Annotated in this window: 17 protein-coding genes; 4 read left to right on the top strand and 13 right to left on the bottom strand. The window is 71.8% G+C overall.

Annotation, left to right across the window (positions count from 1 at the left end):
• Positions 1 to 224: 224 nt before the first annotated feature.
• Genes ACQPZ4_RS17960 through glgX form a run of 8 tightly spaced genes read right to left on the bottom strand, consistent with a single transcriptional unit; the run spans position 225 to position 9591 of the window.
• Positions 225 to 1997, bottom strand: coding sequence for an ankyrin repeat domain-containing protein (locus tag ACQPZ4_RS17960; RefSeq protein ID WP_433062133.1), 1773 nt, complete (start codon positions 1995 to 1997; stop codon positions 225 to 227).
• On the bottom strand, positions 1987 to 2832 hold the full coding sequence (locus ACQPZ4_RS17955; protein ID WP_433062131.1) for a type 1 glutamine amidotransferase domain-containing protein: 846 nt from the start codon (positions 2830 to 2832) through the stop codon (positions 1987 to 1989). Before ACQPZ4_RS17955 ends, ACQPZ4_RS17960 begins: the two co-directional genes overlap by 11 nt.
• Entirely contained in the window at positions 2829 to 3656 is an 828-nt protein-coding gene (locus ACQPZ4_RS17950) for an MBL fold metallo-hydrolase (RefSeq protein WP_433062128.1), read from the bottom strand. Before ACQPZ4_RS17950 ends, ACQPZ4_RS17955 begins: the two co-directional genes overlap by 4 nt.
• Positions 3649 to 4422, bottom strand: coding sequence for a DJ-1/PfpI family protein (locus ACQPZ4_RS17945; protein WP_433062126.1), 774 nt, complete (start codon positions 4420 to 4422; stop codon positions 3649 to 3651). Before ACQPZ4_RS17945 ends, ACQPZ4_RS17950 begins: the two co-directional genes overlap by 8 nt.
• The gene (locus ACQPZ4_RS17940) at positions 4419 to 4847 is read right to left on the bottom strand and encodes an ester cyclase (RefSeq protein WP_433062123.1); all 429 of its coding nucleotides are present in this window, start codon (positions 4845 to 4847) and stop codon (positions 4419 to 4421) included. The genes ACQPZ4_RS17945 and ACQPZ4_RS17940 overlap by 4 nt, the downstream gene beginning before the upstream one ends.
• 12 nt (positions 4848 to 4859) lie before the next feature.
• Positions 4860 to 5444 (bottom strand): DJ-1/PfpI family protein, encoded by a 585-nt coding sequence (locus ACQPZ4_RS17935; protein ID WP_433062121.1) that lies wholly within the window; start codon positions 5442 to 5444, stop codon positions 4860 to 4862.
• A complete protein-coding gene (locus ACQPZ4_RS17930) occupies positions 5441 to 7573 on the bottom strand; it encodes an AGE family epimerase/isomerase (RefSeq protein ID WP_433062118.1) in 2133 nt (710 codons plus the stop codon). Before ACQPZ4_RS17930 ends, ACQPZ4_RS17935 begins: the two co-directional genes overlap by 4 nt.
• Before the next feature lie 14 nt (positions 7574 to 7587).
• Positions 7588 to 9591: a glycogen debranching protein GlgX gene (glgX, locus tag ACQPZ4_RS17925; protein ID WP_433062115.1), complete on the bottom strand. Its 2004-nt coding sequence runs from the start codon at positions 9589 to 9591 to the stop codon at positions 7588 to 7590.
• An 89-nt stretch (positions 9592 to 9680) separates the two neighbouring features.
• Between glgX and ACQPZ4_RS17920 the strand changes: the two genes are divergently transcribed.
• Complete coding sequence (locus tag ACQPZ4_RS17920; RefSeq protein WP_433062112.1) at positions 9681 to 10460, top strand: hypothetical protein; 780 nt, start codon at positions 9681 to 9683, stop codon at positions 10458 to 10460.
• Here the strand turns inward: ACQPZ4_RS17920 and ACQPZ4_RS17915 are convergent.
• Positions 10430 to 11353 (bottom strand): hypothetical protein, encoded by a 924-nt coding sequence (locus ACQPZ4_RS17915; RefSeq protein ID WP_433062110.1) that lies wholly within the window; start codon positions 11351 to 11353, stop codon positions 10430 to 10432. The two genes, ACQPZ4_RS17920 and ACQPZ4_RS17915, sit on opposite strands and share 31 nt — an antisense overlap.
• Positions 11354 to 11355: 2 nt before the next feature.
• Positions 11356 to 12204, bottom strand: coding sequence for a LysR substrate-binding domain-containing protein (locus ACQPZ4_RS17910; RefSeq protein WP_433062107.1), 849 nt, complete (start codon positions 12202 to 12204; stop codon positions 11356 to 11358).
• An 80-nt stretch (positions 12205 to 12284) separates the two neighbouring features.
• On the opposite strand from ACQPZ4_RS17910, the gene ACQPZ4_RS17905 reads away from it, so the two are divergent.
• Positions 12285 to 13250, top strand: coding sequence for an ABC transporter substrate-binding protein (locus tag ACQPZ4_RS17905; RefSeq protein WP_433062105.1), 966 nt, complete (start codon positions 12285 to 12287; stop codon positions 13248 to 13250).
• Positions 13251 to 13312: 62 nt separating this feature from the next.
• Entirely contained in the window at positions 13313 to 13867 is a 555-nt protein-coding gene (locus ACQPZ4_RS17900; RefSeq protein WP_433062102.1) for a hypothetical protein, read from the top strand.
• A gap of 9 nt (positions 13868 to 13876) precedes the next feature.
• Here ACQPZ4_RS17900 and ACQPZ4_RS17895 read toward each other — a convergent pair whose 3' ends face one another.
• Entirely contained in the window at positions 13877 to 14620 is a 744-nt protein-coding gene (locus ACQPZ4_RS17895) for an SDR family NAD(P)-dependent oxidoreductase (RefSeq protein ID WP_433062100.1), read from the bottom strand.
• An 83-nt stretch (positions 14621 to 14703) separates the two neighbouring features.
• On the opposite strand from ACQPZ4_RS17895, the gene ACQPZ4_RS17890 reads away from it, so the two are divergent.
• Entirely contained in the window at positions 14704 to 15327 is a 624-nt protein-coding gene (locus ACQPZ4_RS17890; protein ID WP_433062097.1) for a TetR/AcrR family transcriptional regulator, read from the top strand.
• 7 nt (positions 15328 to 15334) lie between these two features.
• On the opposite strand, the gene ACQPZ4_RS17885 is transcribed toward ACQPZ4_RS17890, so the two are convergent.
• Positions 15335 to 16048, bottom strand: a complete 714-nt coding sequence (locus tag ACQPZ4_RS17885) for a hypothetical protein (protein WP_433062093.1) — start codon at positions 16046 to 16048, stop codon at positions 15335 to 15337.
• A gap of 32 nt (positions 16049 to 16080) precedes the next feature.
• The gene (locus tag ACQPZ4_RS17880) at positions 16081 to 17340 is read right to left on the bottom strand and encodes a lipopolysaccharide biosynthesis protein (RefSeq protein ID WP_433062090.1); all 1260 of its coding nucleotides are present in this window, start codon (positions 17338 to 17340) and stop codon (positions 16081 to 16083) included.
• Positions 17341 to 17356 lie beyond the last annotated feature (16 nt).

Genomic DNA, 17356 nt, shown 5'->3' with positions numbered 1-17356 from the left:
CGTTCGGCCGCCGTCCATAAGTGGGCCGGGCCGTCGGTGCGGATGTCCCATCGGTACGTCACGCGAAATCCTCCGCATCCACCCTGTGCAGCGGCAGGTTCGCGCGCACCCCTGAGCGCCGTCCGAGCGGCGCGGGATCTTCTTACCCGAAGTGATCGCGGCGCACGCACCATCGGCGCGCCAACCGCATGCTAACCGGCCGTCGCGCAGCCCCGCTGTCCCGCTTACCCACCGTCACCGAGCGCGGCGAGGACGGCGGGCGCGTGGGTCTTCAGGATCGGGTCGGCCAGGGCGGCCGTGGCCCGGCCCAGGGGCGTTACGCCCGTGTGGTCCGCAATGTCGGGACGGGCGCCATGTGCGCGGGCCCAGCGGATCTGCGCGAGGTGGCTGTCCAAGGTGGACGGCGGGGCGGTGAGCGCGCGGTGCACGGTGTCGTCCAGCGCGGTCTGGCCGTTGATCGCCGGGCGCTCGTTCAGGGCCGCCGCGAACGCCAGCGGGGGCATGGCCGCGGCGATCAGCCGCAGGCAGTCGAAGTGGTTCAGCACCGCCGCGCGGATCACCGCGTCCACCCCCATCGGGTGGCGTTCGGGCAGGTCGGGGTCGGCGCCGCGGGCGAGCAGGTCGGACACCACCGACAGCCGGGCGGCCGCCGTCCCGGGGTCCGGATCGGTGCCGGTCACCGCCGCGATGATCGGCGTCTGCCCGAGCGGGCCGCCCCGCCCGTTGATGTCCAGCCCCGGCGCGGCCAGCGCCGAGCCGATCGCGGCCGAGTCGCGCGGGTCCGCCAGGGCCGCCACCAGCGCGTCCACCGCCGGATCCGGCGCGCCCGCGATCGTTTCCAAGAGCCGGCGTCTGTACTGTTCCGTCTCCAGCACAAGGTCCGGCAGCACGGCGAGGATCGGCTCGTTGTGCCACAGCTGGGCCATCGTCCGAGCCGTGTAGCCGCGCACGTTGCAGGCGACGAGCAGCTCGGCGGCGTCGAACGTGGACAGCAGCCAGGCGATGAGGTCGCGGTGTCGTGCGGTACCGAAGAAGACGGCTTGTAACAACACGGTGTGACCGTTGACCTTGCTGATCGCGTGCACGTGCTCGGGACACCGCTCCAGCAGCACCCGCACCGTCTCGACGTCGCCGTGCTGGGCCGCCCAGAACACGGGGAGCGCGTCCGCGTCGGGCACCCGCAGGGACGGGTCGGCGCCGGCTGCGAGCAGCATCCGCACCGCCCCCGACCGCCCGCGCACCGCCGCCGCGCACAGCAGGGTCCAGCCGCGCAGGTCGCGCAGGTCCGGGTCGCCGCCGCCGCGCAGATAGCGCGCGAGCGCGTCCAGGTCGCCGGAGCGGGCGGCCGCGAACACCGGCGCGACGAGCCACTCGATGACGCTCAGCCGCTGGTACGTCTGGTCGGCGAACGATCCGTCCACGGCGGGCACCGGAAATGGAGCCGGCGTCATGCGCATGAGGCCGAGTGCGCGCATTGCGCAGTACAGCGTCCAGAGGTCGCCGCCGAGGGCGTGTTCGAGCAGCAGCTTGCCCACGGTGGACGGATCGCGCAGCGGCACCCCGATGCGCAGCAGGGCGCTCGCGGCGATGGCGTTGTCGAGCGGATCCGGGCCGAACGTGCCGTCGTCGCGCTCCATCGCGCGGAAGTAGCTGATCGGACCGTGCAGCACCGTGCGGTCGGCGACGCGGCACTCGTCGGCGACCGCGATCGTCATGAAGTGGTCCTCGCGGGTGCGCGCCCGCGCGGCCATGTCGGCCAGGGTCGGCTCCAGGCAGCAGGCCAGCGACGCGCGGTCGCCGACGGCGTTGAGCCGCAGCAGCGCCCCGGCCAGGGCGAGCACCGGGCCCCCGGCCGGCCACAGGGCGAGGACCTCGTCGCGCACGTCGTCCGGGTGCGCGGTCCGGCCGCCCAGCGCCGCCAGGGCCTTCAGGGCGCTGAGCGAACGGTCACCCGCGAGCGCCGCCAGCAGCCGGCGGCGCTCGGCGTCATCGATCATGCGTGAAGCCGAAGACCCGCAGTTCCTCCGTCAGCGCCCGCACCATGACCTCGCCGCACAGGTCGGACTCGCCCACCGAGCGGCTGGTCAGGAACGGGTGGTCGAGGATGACGGAGAGCCGGTGCCCGACGTTGCCGTGGAAGCGCCCGCGCGGCCCGACGGCGTCGCGCAGGATGTACTCGAGCGAGAACGGCGGCGCCCCGAACACCAGCGGCGCGCCGTTGGCGGTCACCTGCCAGCCGGCGGTGTAGTCGTACTCCATCGTGTGCCCGGTGACGTGCCGCCCCTCGATGATCGGGCGGCGGTCGTCGAGCTCGCGGGCGAAGGCGAGGCAGGTGACGGCGTAGCACTCGGCCGCGATGAGCTTGCCGGCCGCGTGGAAGCCGAGCACCAGGTCGTGCACGCGCGGGTTGTTCACCATGTCCACGATGGGACCGCTGCCGCCGACGAGCAGCAGCCCGTCGTACCGCGGCAGGATCTCGTCCCAGGCCGCCTGCCGCTTGGCGTAGTACTCCTCCATCGCCGCGATGTAGCTGCCCGAGCTCAGGTACGGGCGGACGGGCAGCAGGCCGGCGAGGCTCTGCCGGTCCTTGAAGTACGTCTCCCAGTCCGTGGTCCGGGCCCGCTCCCCCATCTCCGGCGAGGTGACCGGGCGGCCGAGCGGCGGGTCCACATAGGAGCTGTCGAGGCTCCCGCCGTCCGGGGCCGGCTGCGCGCCGGTCGGCGTCGCGAAGTGCACGGCGATGCCGGCCTTCTCCAGGCGGTCCACGGGCAGCAGCAGCTCCTGGGCCCAGAAGCCGTGCTCCGACACGACACACAGCACGTTCCTGCTCATCGGCCGCCGACCTCCACTGTGGACGACTCGAACAGGCGCGGGACGAAGATGTCGAGCAGCTGCGGGCACCGGCGCTGCGGGTACGCGGCCAGCAGCGCCTCCCGGAACGAGTCAGGGTCGTCGTGGGCCAGGCGCTGCTCGGCGAAGGCGAGGTAGTCGGCGTTGTGCAGCACCTCGGCGGAGTCGGCGATCGGCCCGTGCCCGGCCAGGAACACGTCGGAGCCGGAGGTGGCCATGATGCGCAGCAGCGCGACCGTGTTCGCCGCGTCGCGGGTGACGTAGACGTGCGTGCCGCTGTACACGAGGTCCTGCGCGATCGTCACGCCGTGCCCGGGCAGGGTGATCACCAGCTGCGCGCCGCACTCGGCGTTGCGCACGACGTCGACGTGGTAGTCGACGCCGTCGACGGTGTCGTGGCCCGGCTCGGCCACGTGCTGGGGCATCACGACGGCGTCGGGGACCATCGGGCCGTACTGCATCCGCCGGGCGGCCCGCTCGGACTCGGCGGTGTGCCGCAGCTCCTCGATCGTCGCCTCGGCGGCCCAGACGGGCACGTCCGGGAACGCCGTGCTCAGGCCGAACCAGTGGTCGACGTGGGCGTGACTCAGGTACAACTTGCGGATCGGCTTGTCGAAGGCGTCCACGAAGCGCCGGAAGGCGATCGCGTAGGGCGCGACGAACTGCCCGTCGATGACGACGAGCGCGCCGTCGGTCTCCAGGACGTGGGTCGAGTCGGCGAGGAAGTCGTCGGGCGCCGTGAACGTGTGGATCCGCAGGTCGCCGCGGCTGATGGAACTGATGGTGGGATCGGCTAGGTCAGGCACTTGCACTCACCGGCTTCCGGTCGAGCACCTCGACGAGCTTCGCGCCGAAGGCCTGCGCCGACTCCACCGAGAGTCCGGTGACGAACGGCGGGTCGTAGACGACGCTCGGGCGTTCGCGCGAGGTGGTTGGGTCCGACGCGACCGAGCCCGACGGGCCGACCGCGTCCTGCACGAGGTACTGCAGCGGGAACACGAACCCGCTGGTCTTCAGCCGCAGCCGGGGGTTGTCCTCGGTGGCCCGCACGACGTCGTACTCGAGGTCCTCGACGAAGTCCCAGGCGTGCGGGTGCGCGGTGACGTGGCGGCCGTAAATGACGCTGCGCATGTCGTCGTCCGGGTCGCGGGTGAACGCGAGCGCGCCGACCGCGTAGCACAGCGCGCCGATCGTCTTGCCGGACTTGTACGCGTCGAGCACGAGCCGGTGCACGAGCCCGCTGCCGGCCACGTCGAGCGCGGACCCGGCCCCGCCGACGATGACGAGCGCGTCGTAGTCGGCCATGTCCGCGTCGCGGGTGCGGATCGGCGCGGCCCACTCGCCGGAGTCGAGGATCTGCCCGATCCGCGCGAGCAGCTCCGGCGGGTTCATCCTCACCTTCTGCATCGGGTCGACGAACTCCGGGTCCATGCTGATGGCGCCGGGCAGCGGGGTCTTGCCGAGGTAGGTGGCCAGCGTCAGCTCGTGGCCCGCCCCGCGCAACGCGTCCCACGGGCCCTGCAGCTCCTCGGCCCACACGCCGTAGTTCGACGCGATCACCAGGACTCTCATCGCTCCTCCTGCGCTTCGGCGCCCTGCAGCTGACGGATCGCGGTGCCCCAGTCCTCCAGGTGGTGCAGCACCGACAGCAGCCCGTCGCCGCCGATCTCGTGCACGTCGATGGTCATGATGCTGAACGAGCGCCCGGTGTGCGGGACCATGAAGTCCGCGGCCGGCGTCCCGGACAGCTCGCTGCGCACGGCGACGTAGATGCCGTCCACGCTCAGGTGCTGGATCTCGACGTTGATGTCGGGGACCAGATCGAACAGCCCTTCGATGTACGGCCTGGTGTCCGTCTTCGTGCGCCAGCGCCCGTTCGTGTAGTACGACCGCCAGTCGTCGGACAGCACCGCGAAACCGGCGTCCCAGTCGCGGCGCTTGCTGCGGAACAGGTCGTAGAACGGCTCGATCAGCCGCTCGGCCTCGGCGTGCTGCACGGTTGCCCCCTCTCAGACCGGCGCCGGGACCGCGGCCGCGACCCGGTCGATGACGGCGCGCGCGAACAGCCCGGCCTGCGCGCCGGTGCGCCCGGTGACGAGGTCGCCGTCCACGACCACGTCGCGGTCGACGTAGCGGGCGCCCATGTTGAGCACGTCGCCGTACAGGTTGGGATGGCACGTGACGTCGCGGCCGCGCACGAGCTCCGGGGTGCGGGCCAGCAGCCACAGCCCGTGGCAGATGACGCCCTTGACGATCGTCGGCTCGGCGAACGCGCGCTGCAGGAACCGCGTCGCGGGCGGCAGGTCGGCCAGGTTTTCGCTGTACCGCAGCCGGTCCGAGACGAACGCGCTGGGCACGATGACCGCCGAGTAGCCGCGCAGCCCGTCGTCGCCGAGGTCCTCGAAGGACCGTTCGCACACGAACGGCGCCTTGTACTCGTGGCCGGTGAACGTCAGCCGCGGCTGGCCCCACAACCGGCTCAGGAAGTGCACCTCGGCGCCCTCCTCCGGGAAACGGTAGGAGTAGTACCAGATCTCGTGCTCGTAGAAGTCGCTCTCGATGAGCACGGCGATGCGGTGGCCGGCGAGTCTCATCGGACCATTTCCTGGTTCAGCTCGCTGTCGCGCAGCTCCCGCTCGACCTGGCCGGCCGCGCCGGTCACCCGCAGCTCGAACTCGCGGTGCTGCTTGAGCGTCGCGAGGTAGCGGGTCGCCTCCGGGTCGAGGTACACCAGCGCGGCCGCGTCGAGCTCGACCCGCCGGCAGCCGTGGTCCAGCGCGCCCTCGACGGCCTCGCGCAGGACGCCCAGCCGCGGCGGGGTGAGCGAGCCGGACAGGCTGATGCTCGCGGTACCGTCGCCGATCCTGAGCGTGTCCGCGCCGAACGCGACCGCCTTCGCCGCCAGCCGCACCCGGACGGTCTGCGGTTCGGTGCTGTGCGGCAGGTTCACCGTCATCGCGTTCGCGTCGAAGTCGGCGTGCTCGTGGCCGTCGACCCAGACCTGCATGATGCGCACCGCCTTCGGGGGCAGCAGGTCCGGCGCCACCCGCAGCGTCCCGCCGAACGCGCCCGGGCGCGGCGCGAAGTACAACTCCAGCGGTTGTTCCTCGGTTTCGAGGTTCTGGTAGACGGCGGAGAGGTAGCACAGCTCGGCGCTGTGGTACATGGCCATCGAGTGCGAGCCCTTGCTGCGCTCGCCGCCGAGCATGAACGGGTTGCCGTTGGCCAGGACGTTGAAGTAGACGCCGCCGGCCGTCGTGTCGAGCATCCAGCCGTTGTAGAAGGCGGCGCTCTCCCGCGCGTACTTGGCGTAGAACGGGTGCGCGAACACCGCGTCGAGGATCTGGTACGCGAGGATGCCCTGCTCCTGCTGCCACCACGCCTTGCGGTCGTGCCAGACGAGCCGGTGGAACCGCTCGCCGGGCGCGGTGTGCCGCTCGACCATGTCGTACCAGCCGCCGCGCTGGCGGTCCATGCCGACCGTCGGCATGACGTCGGCGATGCGCCGCGCGAACGCGACCCAGCCGGCGTTCGGGCGCAGGTTGTTCACCCGGGTCAGGTTCCACGCGATCTTCAGGTTGTGCCCGACGATCGCGCGGTCGAGCTGCTGGCCGTACTCCCGGTCGGGACTCCAGTCGCCGTGGAACTTCTCCTGCACGAACGGGCTGCTGTCGTAGTCCTGGAAGTGCTCGGTGATCAGGTCGCACAGCTCGGCGAGCTCGCCGGCGTAGCGCTGTTCGCCCGTGGCCAGGTACAGGTTGATCAGGTACGCGGGGATGTGGTCGCCGATCGAGTTCCAGTTCTTGCGGGCGCGGTTCGTGCGCGTGCCGTCGTCCAGCGACGGGCTGTGCGGGTCGAACGTGACCGGGTCGATGTGCGACCAGTAGCCGCCGCGGTCGGCGTCCTTGAAGTAGTGGTGGAACAGGTTCACGGTCAGGTCGATGATCTCGCGCAGCTTCGGGTCGCCGGTGATGCGGTACACCTGCGTGATGCCGGCCAGGGCGTAGATCTGCTCGTAGCAGGGGATGGCGTCGAAGTCGTCGCCGGACTCGGAGGCGAACACCTTGCGCTCGGTGCCGTCGGGGTTGATGACGAGCGCGTGGTACCAGTAGGCGATCTGCTGGCCGCGGTCGATGCTGCACAGGTTGTCCACCATGTACTGCGCGCCGGCGCTCGCCGCGCGCAGGTACCGCTCGCGGCCGGTCATCAGGTACGCGGTCGCCAGCCCGTAGACCAGCCGCGAGATGGTGTCCGTCTCCTGGCGCGCGGTGCCCGCCTTGGTGCCCTCGACGGACAGGTCCGTGCGGTACGTGCGGTAGTCGAACGCCGTCGCGCCCGGCCCGAACTCGTCGTCGAGGTAGAAGTCGGCGATGCGCGCGATCTGGTCGACCCACCAGCCGGGCGATTCGAACCGGAACTCGTCCGGCTCCTTGCCGAACATGAGCAGGTGCTTCGCCTCGAACCTGACTTCGTCCTCCGGGTAGTAGACGCCGTAGATGTGCACCAGCCGGCCGTGCTGCAGCATCTTGGCCAGCTGGGCGGTCGCGTCGAGGTAGCCGTCGCCCAGGTTGCGCACCAGCTCCGCGGTGGTCGTGTCGGTGAGCCTGATCCGGTACGGGCGGCCGTCGGAGGTGTTCAGCTCGATGGTGCGGTTGCCCTCGTCGTAGCTGATGACGTAGCCGGCGACGAGGTCCGAGAAGGTGAAGTCGATGGCGTTCGGCACTGCGGCTCCCGAGTTCAGTGAGACAGCAATACGGCGATGCTCCGGCCCTGGAGGGTGCAGCTCGTGTCGACGGTGTCCCCCACGGGCCGGGCGGTGTCGATGGCCCGCACCCAGCGGCGGCCGTCGGCGGGGAGCTGGAAGTTCAGCGGCTCCCAGTACATGTTCATCATCACGTGCAGGTCGGGCCCGCCCTGGCGGCCGCGGATCGTGCAGGCCAGGGCCCGCGCCTGCGGGTCGTCCCAGTTCGGCGCGCCCAGTTCGGTGCCGTGCCAGGCGACCTCGTCGGGGGTCCAGAACTCGTTGGCGCGCAGGGTCGCGTGGCGGGCCCGGAAGGCGATCAGGTCCTGCCAGAAGCCCAGCAGCCCGGCGTTGAACCCGGCGAGGTGCCAGTTGACCCAGCCGACCGGGTTGTCCTGGCAGTACGCGTTGTTGTTGCCCTGCTGGGTGCGCGCGAACTCGTCGCCCCCGAGCACCATCGGCACCCCGCGGGACAGCATGAGCAGGGTCGCCAGGTTCTTCATCTGCCGTTCACGCAGCGCCAGGACCGCCGGGTCGTCGGTGGGCCCCTCGGCGCCGCAGTTCCAGCTCAGGTTGTCGTCGTTGCCGTCGCGGTTGCCCTCGCCGTTGGCCTCGTTGTGCTTGCGGTCGTAGGACACCAGGTCGGCGAGGGTGAAGCCGTCGTGGCAGGTGATGAAGTTGATGCTGTTGCCCGGGGCGTGGCCGCGCGCCTGGTACAGCGAGGCACTCCCGCCGAGCCGGTCCGCGACCTCGCCGACCAGGCCCCCGTCGCCGCGCACGAACCGGCGCATGGTGTCGCGGAACCTCCCGTTCCACTCCGCCCAGCGATAGCCCGGGTACCGCCCGACCTCGTACGCCCCGGCCGCGTCCCACGCCTCCGCGATGATCTTCGTGTCGGCGAGCGTCTCGGACAGCTCGAGCTGCCACACGATCGGCGGCTCGTCGAGCACCGCGCCGCCGGCCCCGCGGGTGAGCACCGCCGCCTCGTCGAACCGGAACCCGTCGACGTGCATGTCGCGCACCCAGAACTCCAGGCAGTCCTTGATGAGCTTGGTGACGATGGGGTGGTTGGCCATCAGGGTGTTGCCGCAGCCGGAGTAGTCGGCGTAGTGCCGCGGGTCGGCCGGGTCCAGGTAGTAGTAGTTCGCGTTGTCCAGCCCGGCGAAGCTGAACAGCGGGCCGAGCTGGTTGCCCTCGTCGGTGTGGTTGAACACCACGTCGAGGATCACCTCGATGCCGGCCGCGTGCAGGGCCCGCACCATGTCGCGGAACTCGTCGAGGTGCTGGCCGCCGGCGGGGCGCTTGCAGTAGCGGGCGTGCGGGGCGAAGAAGGCGGCGGTGCTGTAGCCCCAGAAGTTGCGCACCGTGTCGTCGAAGTCGGCGGCCGGCATCAGCTCGACCGCCGTCACGCCGAGCTCCCGCAGGTGCGGGATCTTCTCGGCCACGGCGGCGAACGTGCCCGGGTGCGACACCGTGGCGCTCGGCGAGCGGGTGAAGCCGCCGACGTGCAGCTCGTAGATGACCTGGTCGGCGAGCGGGCGGTTGAGCGGCCGGTCGCCCTGCCAGTCGTACGCGTCGACGTCGATCGCGACCGAGCGCAGGGAGGTGGCCGCGTTGTCGCCGGGCCGGCACGCCGCCTCGCGGTCCCAGCGGGCGCGGGCGACGCCCTTCGCGTACGGGTCGACGAGCACCTTCTGCGGGTCGAAGCGGTGCCCGCCGCCGTCCGGCCCGGTCACGCGGTACCCGTAGAAGGCCGGCGCCCGCAGCCCGCGCACGTAGCAGTGCCAGGTCGCGAAGCTGCGGTTGGTGCGCGGGTCGAGCCGGAAGGTCTGCGCCGGTTGTTCGGCGTCGTACGAGTCGAACAGGAGCAGCTCGACCCCGGTCGCGTGCTCCGAGAAGAGTGCGAAGTTGACGCCCTCGCGGTCGCATCGCGCACCGAACGGGTGAGCTCGTCCCGCTTCGAGGCTGTACACGGGCTGATCGAGCGCCTGCGTGGTCATGGCGCCGACCGTAGCAAGATGATCACCCGGCGTTAGCGGATCGCGCGTTCTGGGTATCCCGCACCCCGCGCGCCGTACCGTATGAGCGCGTGGAATTGTGGCTCGTCCGGGACGTCCCGGCCTGGCTGGTCGGGCTCGTGCTCGTCGCCGGCCTGCCCGCGCTCACCCTGGTCTGGGACGCCGTGGTGCACCGGCAGCTGCCGCACACCCGGCTCAAGCGGCACAACGAGGTCACGGGCGTCATCGTGGCCACGGTCGGCGTCGCGTACGCGATCGTGATCGGGCTGTGCGTGGTGTCGCTGTGGGAGGGCTACAAGGACGCGCAGGACACGGTGCGCCAGGAGGCCGTCGCGCTCACGCCGCTCGTGCCGGGCAGCGTCGTCTTCGGCAGCTCGGCGCAGGCGCAGATCCGGGCTGAGATCGTCCGGTACCAGCAGGACATCATCGCCGGCTGGCCCGCCCATCGCAACGCGGAACCGGACCCGCGGCGGATCGCCGACCTCGACCACCTCACGTCCGTCGTGGCGGCGCTGCAGCCTGCGACGGAGGCGCAGAGGGCCTACGTCGTGGACGCGCTGCGCACCATCGGGCAGGCGGAGGCGCTGCGGCAGGCGGCGAAGTCGGAGGCGGACGACCGGCAGATGTCGCCGGTGATGTGGATCGGGGTGCTGGCGGCGACGGTGGCGCTGCTCGGGTTGTGCCCGCTGTTCGGGCTGGACGACACGTCGGTGCGGCGGGTCCTGCTGGGGCTGGCGGCGGCGGTGATCGCGACGAACCTGTACCTCGTGGTGGAGATGAACTTCCCGTACTACGGCTCGTTCTCGGTGGGGACGGACGCCTACCGGGCCGTGGTGGCCGCGCTGTCCTGAGCGTGCCTGTGCAGGTTGCGCATGGCGAGGATCGACGAGCGCACCTCCTGCAGGAGTTCGGTGGTGCTCAGCGGGCGGCCCCATGCGGCGGTCGCGGCGTCGTCGTAGCCGACGGTCTCGATGCCGCAGCCGTACCGGCTGCCGAGCAGCCTGATCGCGTCGCAGTGCTGGTGGCGCACGTACGGCGCGTTCGTCACGAGGAGCACGCGCTCGTCGGGCTTCGGTTCGTGCACGATCTCGGCCCAGCCGATGAGCGTGTCGGCGGTGTTCGCGCGCAGCGGCGGCCGCGTCGACGGGGCGGCGAGCACGTTCCGGTCGCCGGGCCATGCGCGATGGTGCTCGTGCACGTTCGTGGGCTCGCCGAGGGCGAGGAACTTCCGGAACGCCTCGGCCATCATGTCGGCCTCGGTCTCGATGGTTCCGAGTCCGAGCCGTTCGGCCTCGCGGAACTCGCGGTCGTCGCGGTGGCGGTGGCTGCCGAGGCCGGTGAGCGTGCGCGTGGTCGTTCCCGCGGCCAGGAGGCGGGCGGTGTAGTCGGTGCGGCCGAGCGCGACGCGGATGCCGCCGCCGAGCACGAGGATGTGGTCGTATCGCCCGTGCTTCGGCGCCGGCGGGCCGCCCATGCCGAGGCCGTGCATCAGGGTGCGCACCCGCGCATCGCGCTCGGGTTCGAAGTCGATCCGCTCGGTGTCGAACCGCTCCTTGACGCCGGCCCGGTAGTCCCAGACGGCGGAGAAGCCGGCGAGCGCGTCGAGGTCCGTCATGGCGCCGCCGCCGAACTCGGCGACCAGCTCGGCCATCGCGTCCGAGCGGGCCCAGGCCTCGACGGCGGCGGCCACCTCGTGCAGGTCCTGAAAGCCGGGCTCGCAGGGCGGCAGGGGGAACGGCTCCATGGTCACCGGAGCCTACTGGACGCGATGTGCACGAACGAGCGCACGAGCGGGGTCACGCGATCGGCGCGCCAGGCGATCAGCAGGCGGCTCGGTGCGCGATCGCGCACCGGCACGGTGACCAGGCCCGGCGGCAGCGGCTGATCCAGCGGGGCGAGGGCCGACGTGCCGTTCCACAGCACCGACTGCAGGCACTCCTGGATCGTGCGCAGGACCGGGGCGTCCGGGTGCGGCGGCCCGGTCCAGTACGCCGCCCACGCCGGGTCCGTCCCCTCCGGCAGCCGGATCCACCGGCGATCGCGCAGTTCGGCCACGGCGACGGACGATTCGCGCACGAGCGGGTCGTCGGCGTGCATGACGACGCCGATCGGTTCGCTCGTGAGTGCGTGCACGCGCAGTCCGGTCTCGTCGAACGGCGCGCGGGTGAACGCCACGTCGACGAGCCCCGCGCGCAGGCCGGCGGTCGGGTCGCTCAGGTCGGACTCGTGCACGGAGACGGTCACGTGCGGATGCTCGGACCGGAACGCGGCCACCAGCCGGCCGCTGAGCAGTTCGGCGGTGTCGGCGAGGGTGCCGACGGCCAGGGTCGCGGTGCCGGCGGCGTCCCGGACCCGCTCGCGCAGCCGGTCGACCTGCTCCAGCAGGGCGCGGGCCTCGGCGTAGAGGGCCTCGCCGGCCGGGGTCGGGCGCACCCCCTGCGGGGTCCGGTCGAGCAGCGTCGCGCCGAGGTCGCTCTCCAACTGGCGCAGCGCGCGGCTCAGCGGCGGCTGGGTCATGTGCAGGCGCGCCGCGGCCCGCCCGACGTGGCGCTCCTCGACCACGGCCTGGAAGTAGCGCAGCAACCGCAGGTCCACCTGCGCACGATACCCAGAAGGTATGCGGCCCGCCCGTTCGGACTTGGACGGCCGGGGTGCGCCGGGGCGACGGTGGTCATATGGACAACCTTCGCGTCATCACCAGCCGGTCGGACGCCACCGAGGCGCTGTTCGAACGCGCGAACGTGCAGACCCGGCCGACCCTGCCCGACATCTTCCGCGCCCTCATCGCCGGCGAGGCGGACGTGGCCGAGTTCGGGCTGACGTTCTACCTGCGGGCGCTGGACAGCGGCGCACCGTACACGGCGATCCCGGTCTTTCCGACCCGCGTCTTCCGGCACTCGTCCGTGTTCGTGCACGCCGAGAGCGACATCACCGGACCGGCCGACCTGACCGGCCGCACGATCGGCGAGTTCGGCGTGTACGGCCAGGACTCCGGCGTGTGGATCAAGGGCGCCCTGATGGACGAGCACGGCTTCCGCCCCGCCGCGAACCGCTGGGTGATCGGCGGCCTGGACCGCCCGATGCCGCCGTTCGACTTCACCACCCACCCGCACCCGGCCGATGTCGACGTGCGCAGTGCGCCGGACGGCAAAACGCTCAGCGGCATGCTCGCATCCGGCGAGATCGACGCGCTGTTCACCGCGAACGTGCCGCAGCCGGTGCTCGATCGCTCACCGGCCGTCCGCCGCCTGTTCCCCGACTACGAACCGGTCGAGCGCGACTACTTCCGGCGCACCGGGATCTTCCCGATGATGCACCTGCTCGCCGCCCCGCGCGACCTGCTGACCGGCAACCCGGGCCTGGCGCGGACGGTCTACGACGCGTTCCTGGAGGCGAAGGACAAGGGCCTGCAGCGGTACCGCGAGAGCGCCCGCCTGTACCAGGCGCACCACCTGCTGCCGTGGACGAACGCGCTGTACGAGCGCAATGCCGAACTGCTCCCGGAGGACTGGTGGCCGTACGGCATCGCGGCGAACCGGACCGCTGTGGACACGTTCCTGCGGTACCACTACGAGCAGGGCCTGTCGCCGCGCCGCTGGACGGTCGAGGAGATCTTCACGCCGGAGCTGCTCGACACGTGATGCTGAGCGGGCGGACAGGTTCGCTCAGGGGCGGCACAGCCGGCACGCAGAGACTGGCGTCCATGGACAACACACTGCCCCGCTGGGCGCGGGTGGCCGGGATCGTCGGGTTCGCGGTGCCGGTGTTCGGGTTCGTGCCGATGCACGTTCCGTGGCTGCTCGGCATTCCGTGGCTGGCCCACCGGGCGAGTTTCGACGACTGGTACCACGGGCGCGCGCACGGCACCGAGGGCTACCACGCGGTGCTCGGCCTGCCCGCCGGCGCGCTGTACCTCGGCGTCCTGATCGTGCTGGCCGTGCTCGGCGGGATCCTGGCGCTCGGGCTGACCAGCGAGTGGGGCCGGATCTACCCGCGCTGGGTGCCGTTCCTGCGCGGGCGGCGGGTGCCGCCGTGGTTCCCGCTGACGCCGGCCGTGCTCGGATCCCTCCTCCTGATCGGCTATTCGCTCACCCTGCCCTTCCAGTTCCCGCGCGCGATCGCGCAGGCGAGCACCGACGACCCGTTCACCCTCGCGGGCGCGTTCGTGGGGCTGCCGATCCTGCTCGCCTGGACGGTCGCGCTGCCGGTCGCCGGATGGTCGTACTACCGCCGCACCCGGGTCACGGCCGGGCCGTGAGCGACGGCGTCAGGCCGGCAGGGCGCTGCGCTCGCCGCCGTTGGCGAGGATGACGGTGCCGTTGATGTAGCTGCTGCGGTCGTCGGCGAGGAACAGGACGACGTCGGCGATCTCGTCCGGCTCCCCGACGCGGCCGCGGATGTTGGTCCGGCCGAGCAGGTCGACGTGTTCGCCCATGATCTGCCGGGTGCCGTCGGTGCGGACCGGGCCCGGGGAGACGCCGTTGACGCGGACGCCCGCGGCGCCGAACTCCGTGGCCCACGAGCGGGTGAGCAGTTCCATGGCGGCCTTCGACGCGCCATAGGCGGTACCGACGGGGGCAACCGCGGTGGCGGCCGTCGACGTGACGTTGACGATCACCCCGTGGCCGCGCTCGGCCATCGCGGGGGCCAGGGCGCCGACGAGCAGGAACGGGGCCCGGGTGTTGATGGCGAAGTGGCGGTCGAAGTCGGCGGCGCTCGTTTCCGGGGTGCCGATGAACGCGTACACGCCGGCGTTGTTGACCAGGATGTCGACCTCGCCGGCCGCGGCGGCCAGGCGGGCCACGTCGGCGGCGTCGGTGAGGTCGGCGGCGACGAACCTGGCGCGGCCGCCCCGCTCGGCGATTTCCTGCACCACCTGGGCGCCGCGCTCGGGATCGCGGCCGTGCACGACGACCTCGGCGCCGCGGTCGGCGAGCTGGACGGCGACGGCGCGGCCGATGCCGGCGGTGGCGCCGGTGACCAGGGCGGTACGGCCCTCGAATGCGGACATGTCCGGACCCCTTTCTGGGTTGACCTACCCAATTTCTAGCACGAATTTTGGGTTGAGCAACCCATTCGGTAGGCTCGGTGCTCGTGAGCGACGCCACTGCGCCGAGGCCGCACCGCCTGACCAGCAAGGGCCAGGCGACGCGGGAGCGCATCCTGCTGGCCGCGACCGAACTCATCGCGGCGCGCGGCGTGGCCGGAACCGGCACCGAGGACGTGCGCCGGGCGGCGGGGATCAGCGGCTCCCAGCTGTACCACTACTTCGACAGCAAGCAGGCCCTCATCCGCGCCGTCATCACCCGCCAGGCCGAGGCGCCGCTGGTCCCGGGCCGGCCGATCATGGGGGCGCTGGACAGCTTCGACGCGCTGCAGGCCTGGGCCGATGCGGCGATCGAGCATCTGGAGTCGACCGGGGGGCGCAACGAGTGCACGCTCGGGTCGCTCGCCGGGGAGCTGGGGTTCGCCGACGAGGCGTCGCGGGAGGATCTGAGCCGCGGGTTCCTGCACTGGCAGAGCATCTTGCACGACGGGCTGCGCGCCATGCGCGATCGCGGCGACCTGCGCGCGGACGCCGACCTGGAGGAGTTGGCGCTCACGCTGCTGGTGGCGCTGCAGGGCGGCAACCTGCTCGGTCAGACGATGCGCAGTTCTGCCCCGTTGCGGGCGTCGATGCACGCGGCGCTTGCGTATGTTCGCTCGTTCGAGCGATGAGCGCGCGTCAGGCTGGAATGGCGGCGGCGCCTCGGCCCTTGAGCGACGCGGTCAGTCCGGTCTTGCCGGGCAACAACGAAACCACGCAGCCGGTACGGCCGTCGCGTGGCGAAGCGAGCACATATGAACGCAGGTCCTTGCGCGCGGCGAAATCGTCCACCGGCTGGCCCAGGTACGCGGCGGCGGCCTGGCGGCAGCTGCCCTCGTGGTCGCCGCCGTCGACGGCCGAGCCGACGTACTCGGCCGAGTGCTCGTCGGTGCAGGCGCGGTACTCCAGCCGGCCGTCGTCGTAGCGGCCGCATCCGATCGCGATGGGGCGCTCGCCGGTCATCGCGCCGTGCAGGGTCCCCACGTACTCGGTGGCGGCGTCGTCGGAGTCGGTGGTGACGACGAGCGCGCAGGCGAGGGAAGTAAAGTCCTCGCGCACGTACGGCAGTCTGCGCAGTTCGATCCGCGCGTCGGCGAGCGGGCCGCCCAGGAAGTCCTCGGCCGCCTTGTGACAGCCGGTCTCGGCGCCGTCGGGGTAGAAGAAGTCGACGATCTCGGCCTGGTGGGGCTCGCTGCACGGGGCGGGTTCGAGCTTCTCGACGTCGGTCGTGCTCGCGTAGCAGCCCTTGTCGCCGAACGCGTGATGATTCGGGGCGAAGTGCCGGTACAGGGTGAAGCCGCAGCAGGACAGGACCAACGCGACCGCGACGCCGATGGCGACCCTCATCTTCACGAGCGGAACATACACGCCCCACGCCCGCGGGATCAGCCCGCGACCGGCCGAGGGGGCCGCGGTTCGCCGCGCCAGCCCAGGGCCGCCAGGATTACCGCCAGGGCGACGGCCTCCGCGGCGGCGGTGGCGGCGGCGGTGCCGAGGGGGCCGAAAAGCGGTACACCGGCGGCGACCGTGACGGTGAGGACGCCGGCGAGGATGGCGATCGCCTTCGTCGCGCGGCTGTAGTGGGCGTCGCCGATCCAGTTGAACAACAGGGCGCGGGTGACGGCCATGAACGGCAGGGCGAGCATGAACACGGCCAGCCACGCGGCCGCCTGGTGGTGGGGCAGGGACAGCACGGTGCCGGTCAGGAACGGGGCGAGCAGCGCGACCGCGGCGGCCATCGGGACCGCGCAGGTCAGGGCGACCGCGATCGAGAAGCCGGCCGGGTGCGCGGAGCGCTCGATGCCGAGCCGGTCGCGGGCGCGGGCGACCATCGGGACCTGCAGCGCGGACTGCACCACGCCGCCGATGGCCTGGTAGGCGGTGACGACGGCGCCGAAGCTGCCCATCACGGCCGGGGTGGCGACCAGGGAGAGCATCAGCGTGCCGAACCGGGCGACGTACAGTTCGCCCAGGGAGTAGCCGAAAAGATGACGGCTGCTCTTGTACCCCTCGATCGCCCGCCGCAGGGACAGGCCGCGCAGGAGGTTGGCGCGCAGGGAGCCGTGCTTGCCCAGGATCAGTTCGCCGGCGAGCAGCTGCGCGAGGCCGATCACCGCGAGCGCCAGGGTGAGCGGCACGCCGAGCACCACGAGCACGAGTGAAACGGCCTTGCTGGTGCAGATGAGCACGGCGCTCTCGAGGAAGCGCATCCGGCGGCTGAAGTCGGACAGCTGCAGCGTGGCGAGCCCGTTGCCGAGCGCGATGACGCCGGCCGCGGCCAGGGCGCCGATCCCGTAGCCGCGCGCGGCGTAGAACGCGCCCGCGGCCACGGTGCCGAGCAGCAGGCCGGGAACGACGACGAGCATCCACTGGCTGCGCACGAGGGCGCGCTGTTCCTCGGTGCCGTTGAGGTAGAGCAGGGTGGAGCCGCCGCTGAGGAAGATCACGACGAACGCGAGCGCGGACGTCATGACCGTGTACGCGCCGATCTCGGCGGTCTGCCCCAGTTTCGCGCACAGCGCGAGGATCGCCGCGCTCAGCAGCCCGTTGGCGACCACCGCCCCGGCCGCGATCGCCGAGTTGCGGGCGAGCGCGCGATAGCCCGGCCGCGTCTCGGGGACCGGGTCCGCGACCAGCTCTGCCATGGGCCGAACGTAGCAG

This window comes from Dactylosporangium sp. CS-033363, from assembly GCF_050942475.1.
GTDB lineage: Bacteria > Actinomycetota > Actinomycetes > Mycobacteriales > Micromonosporaceae > Dactylosporangium.
This window is presented reverse-complemented; position numbering and strand designations above follow the sequence as displayed.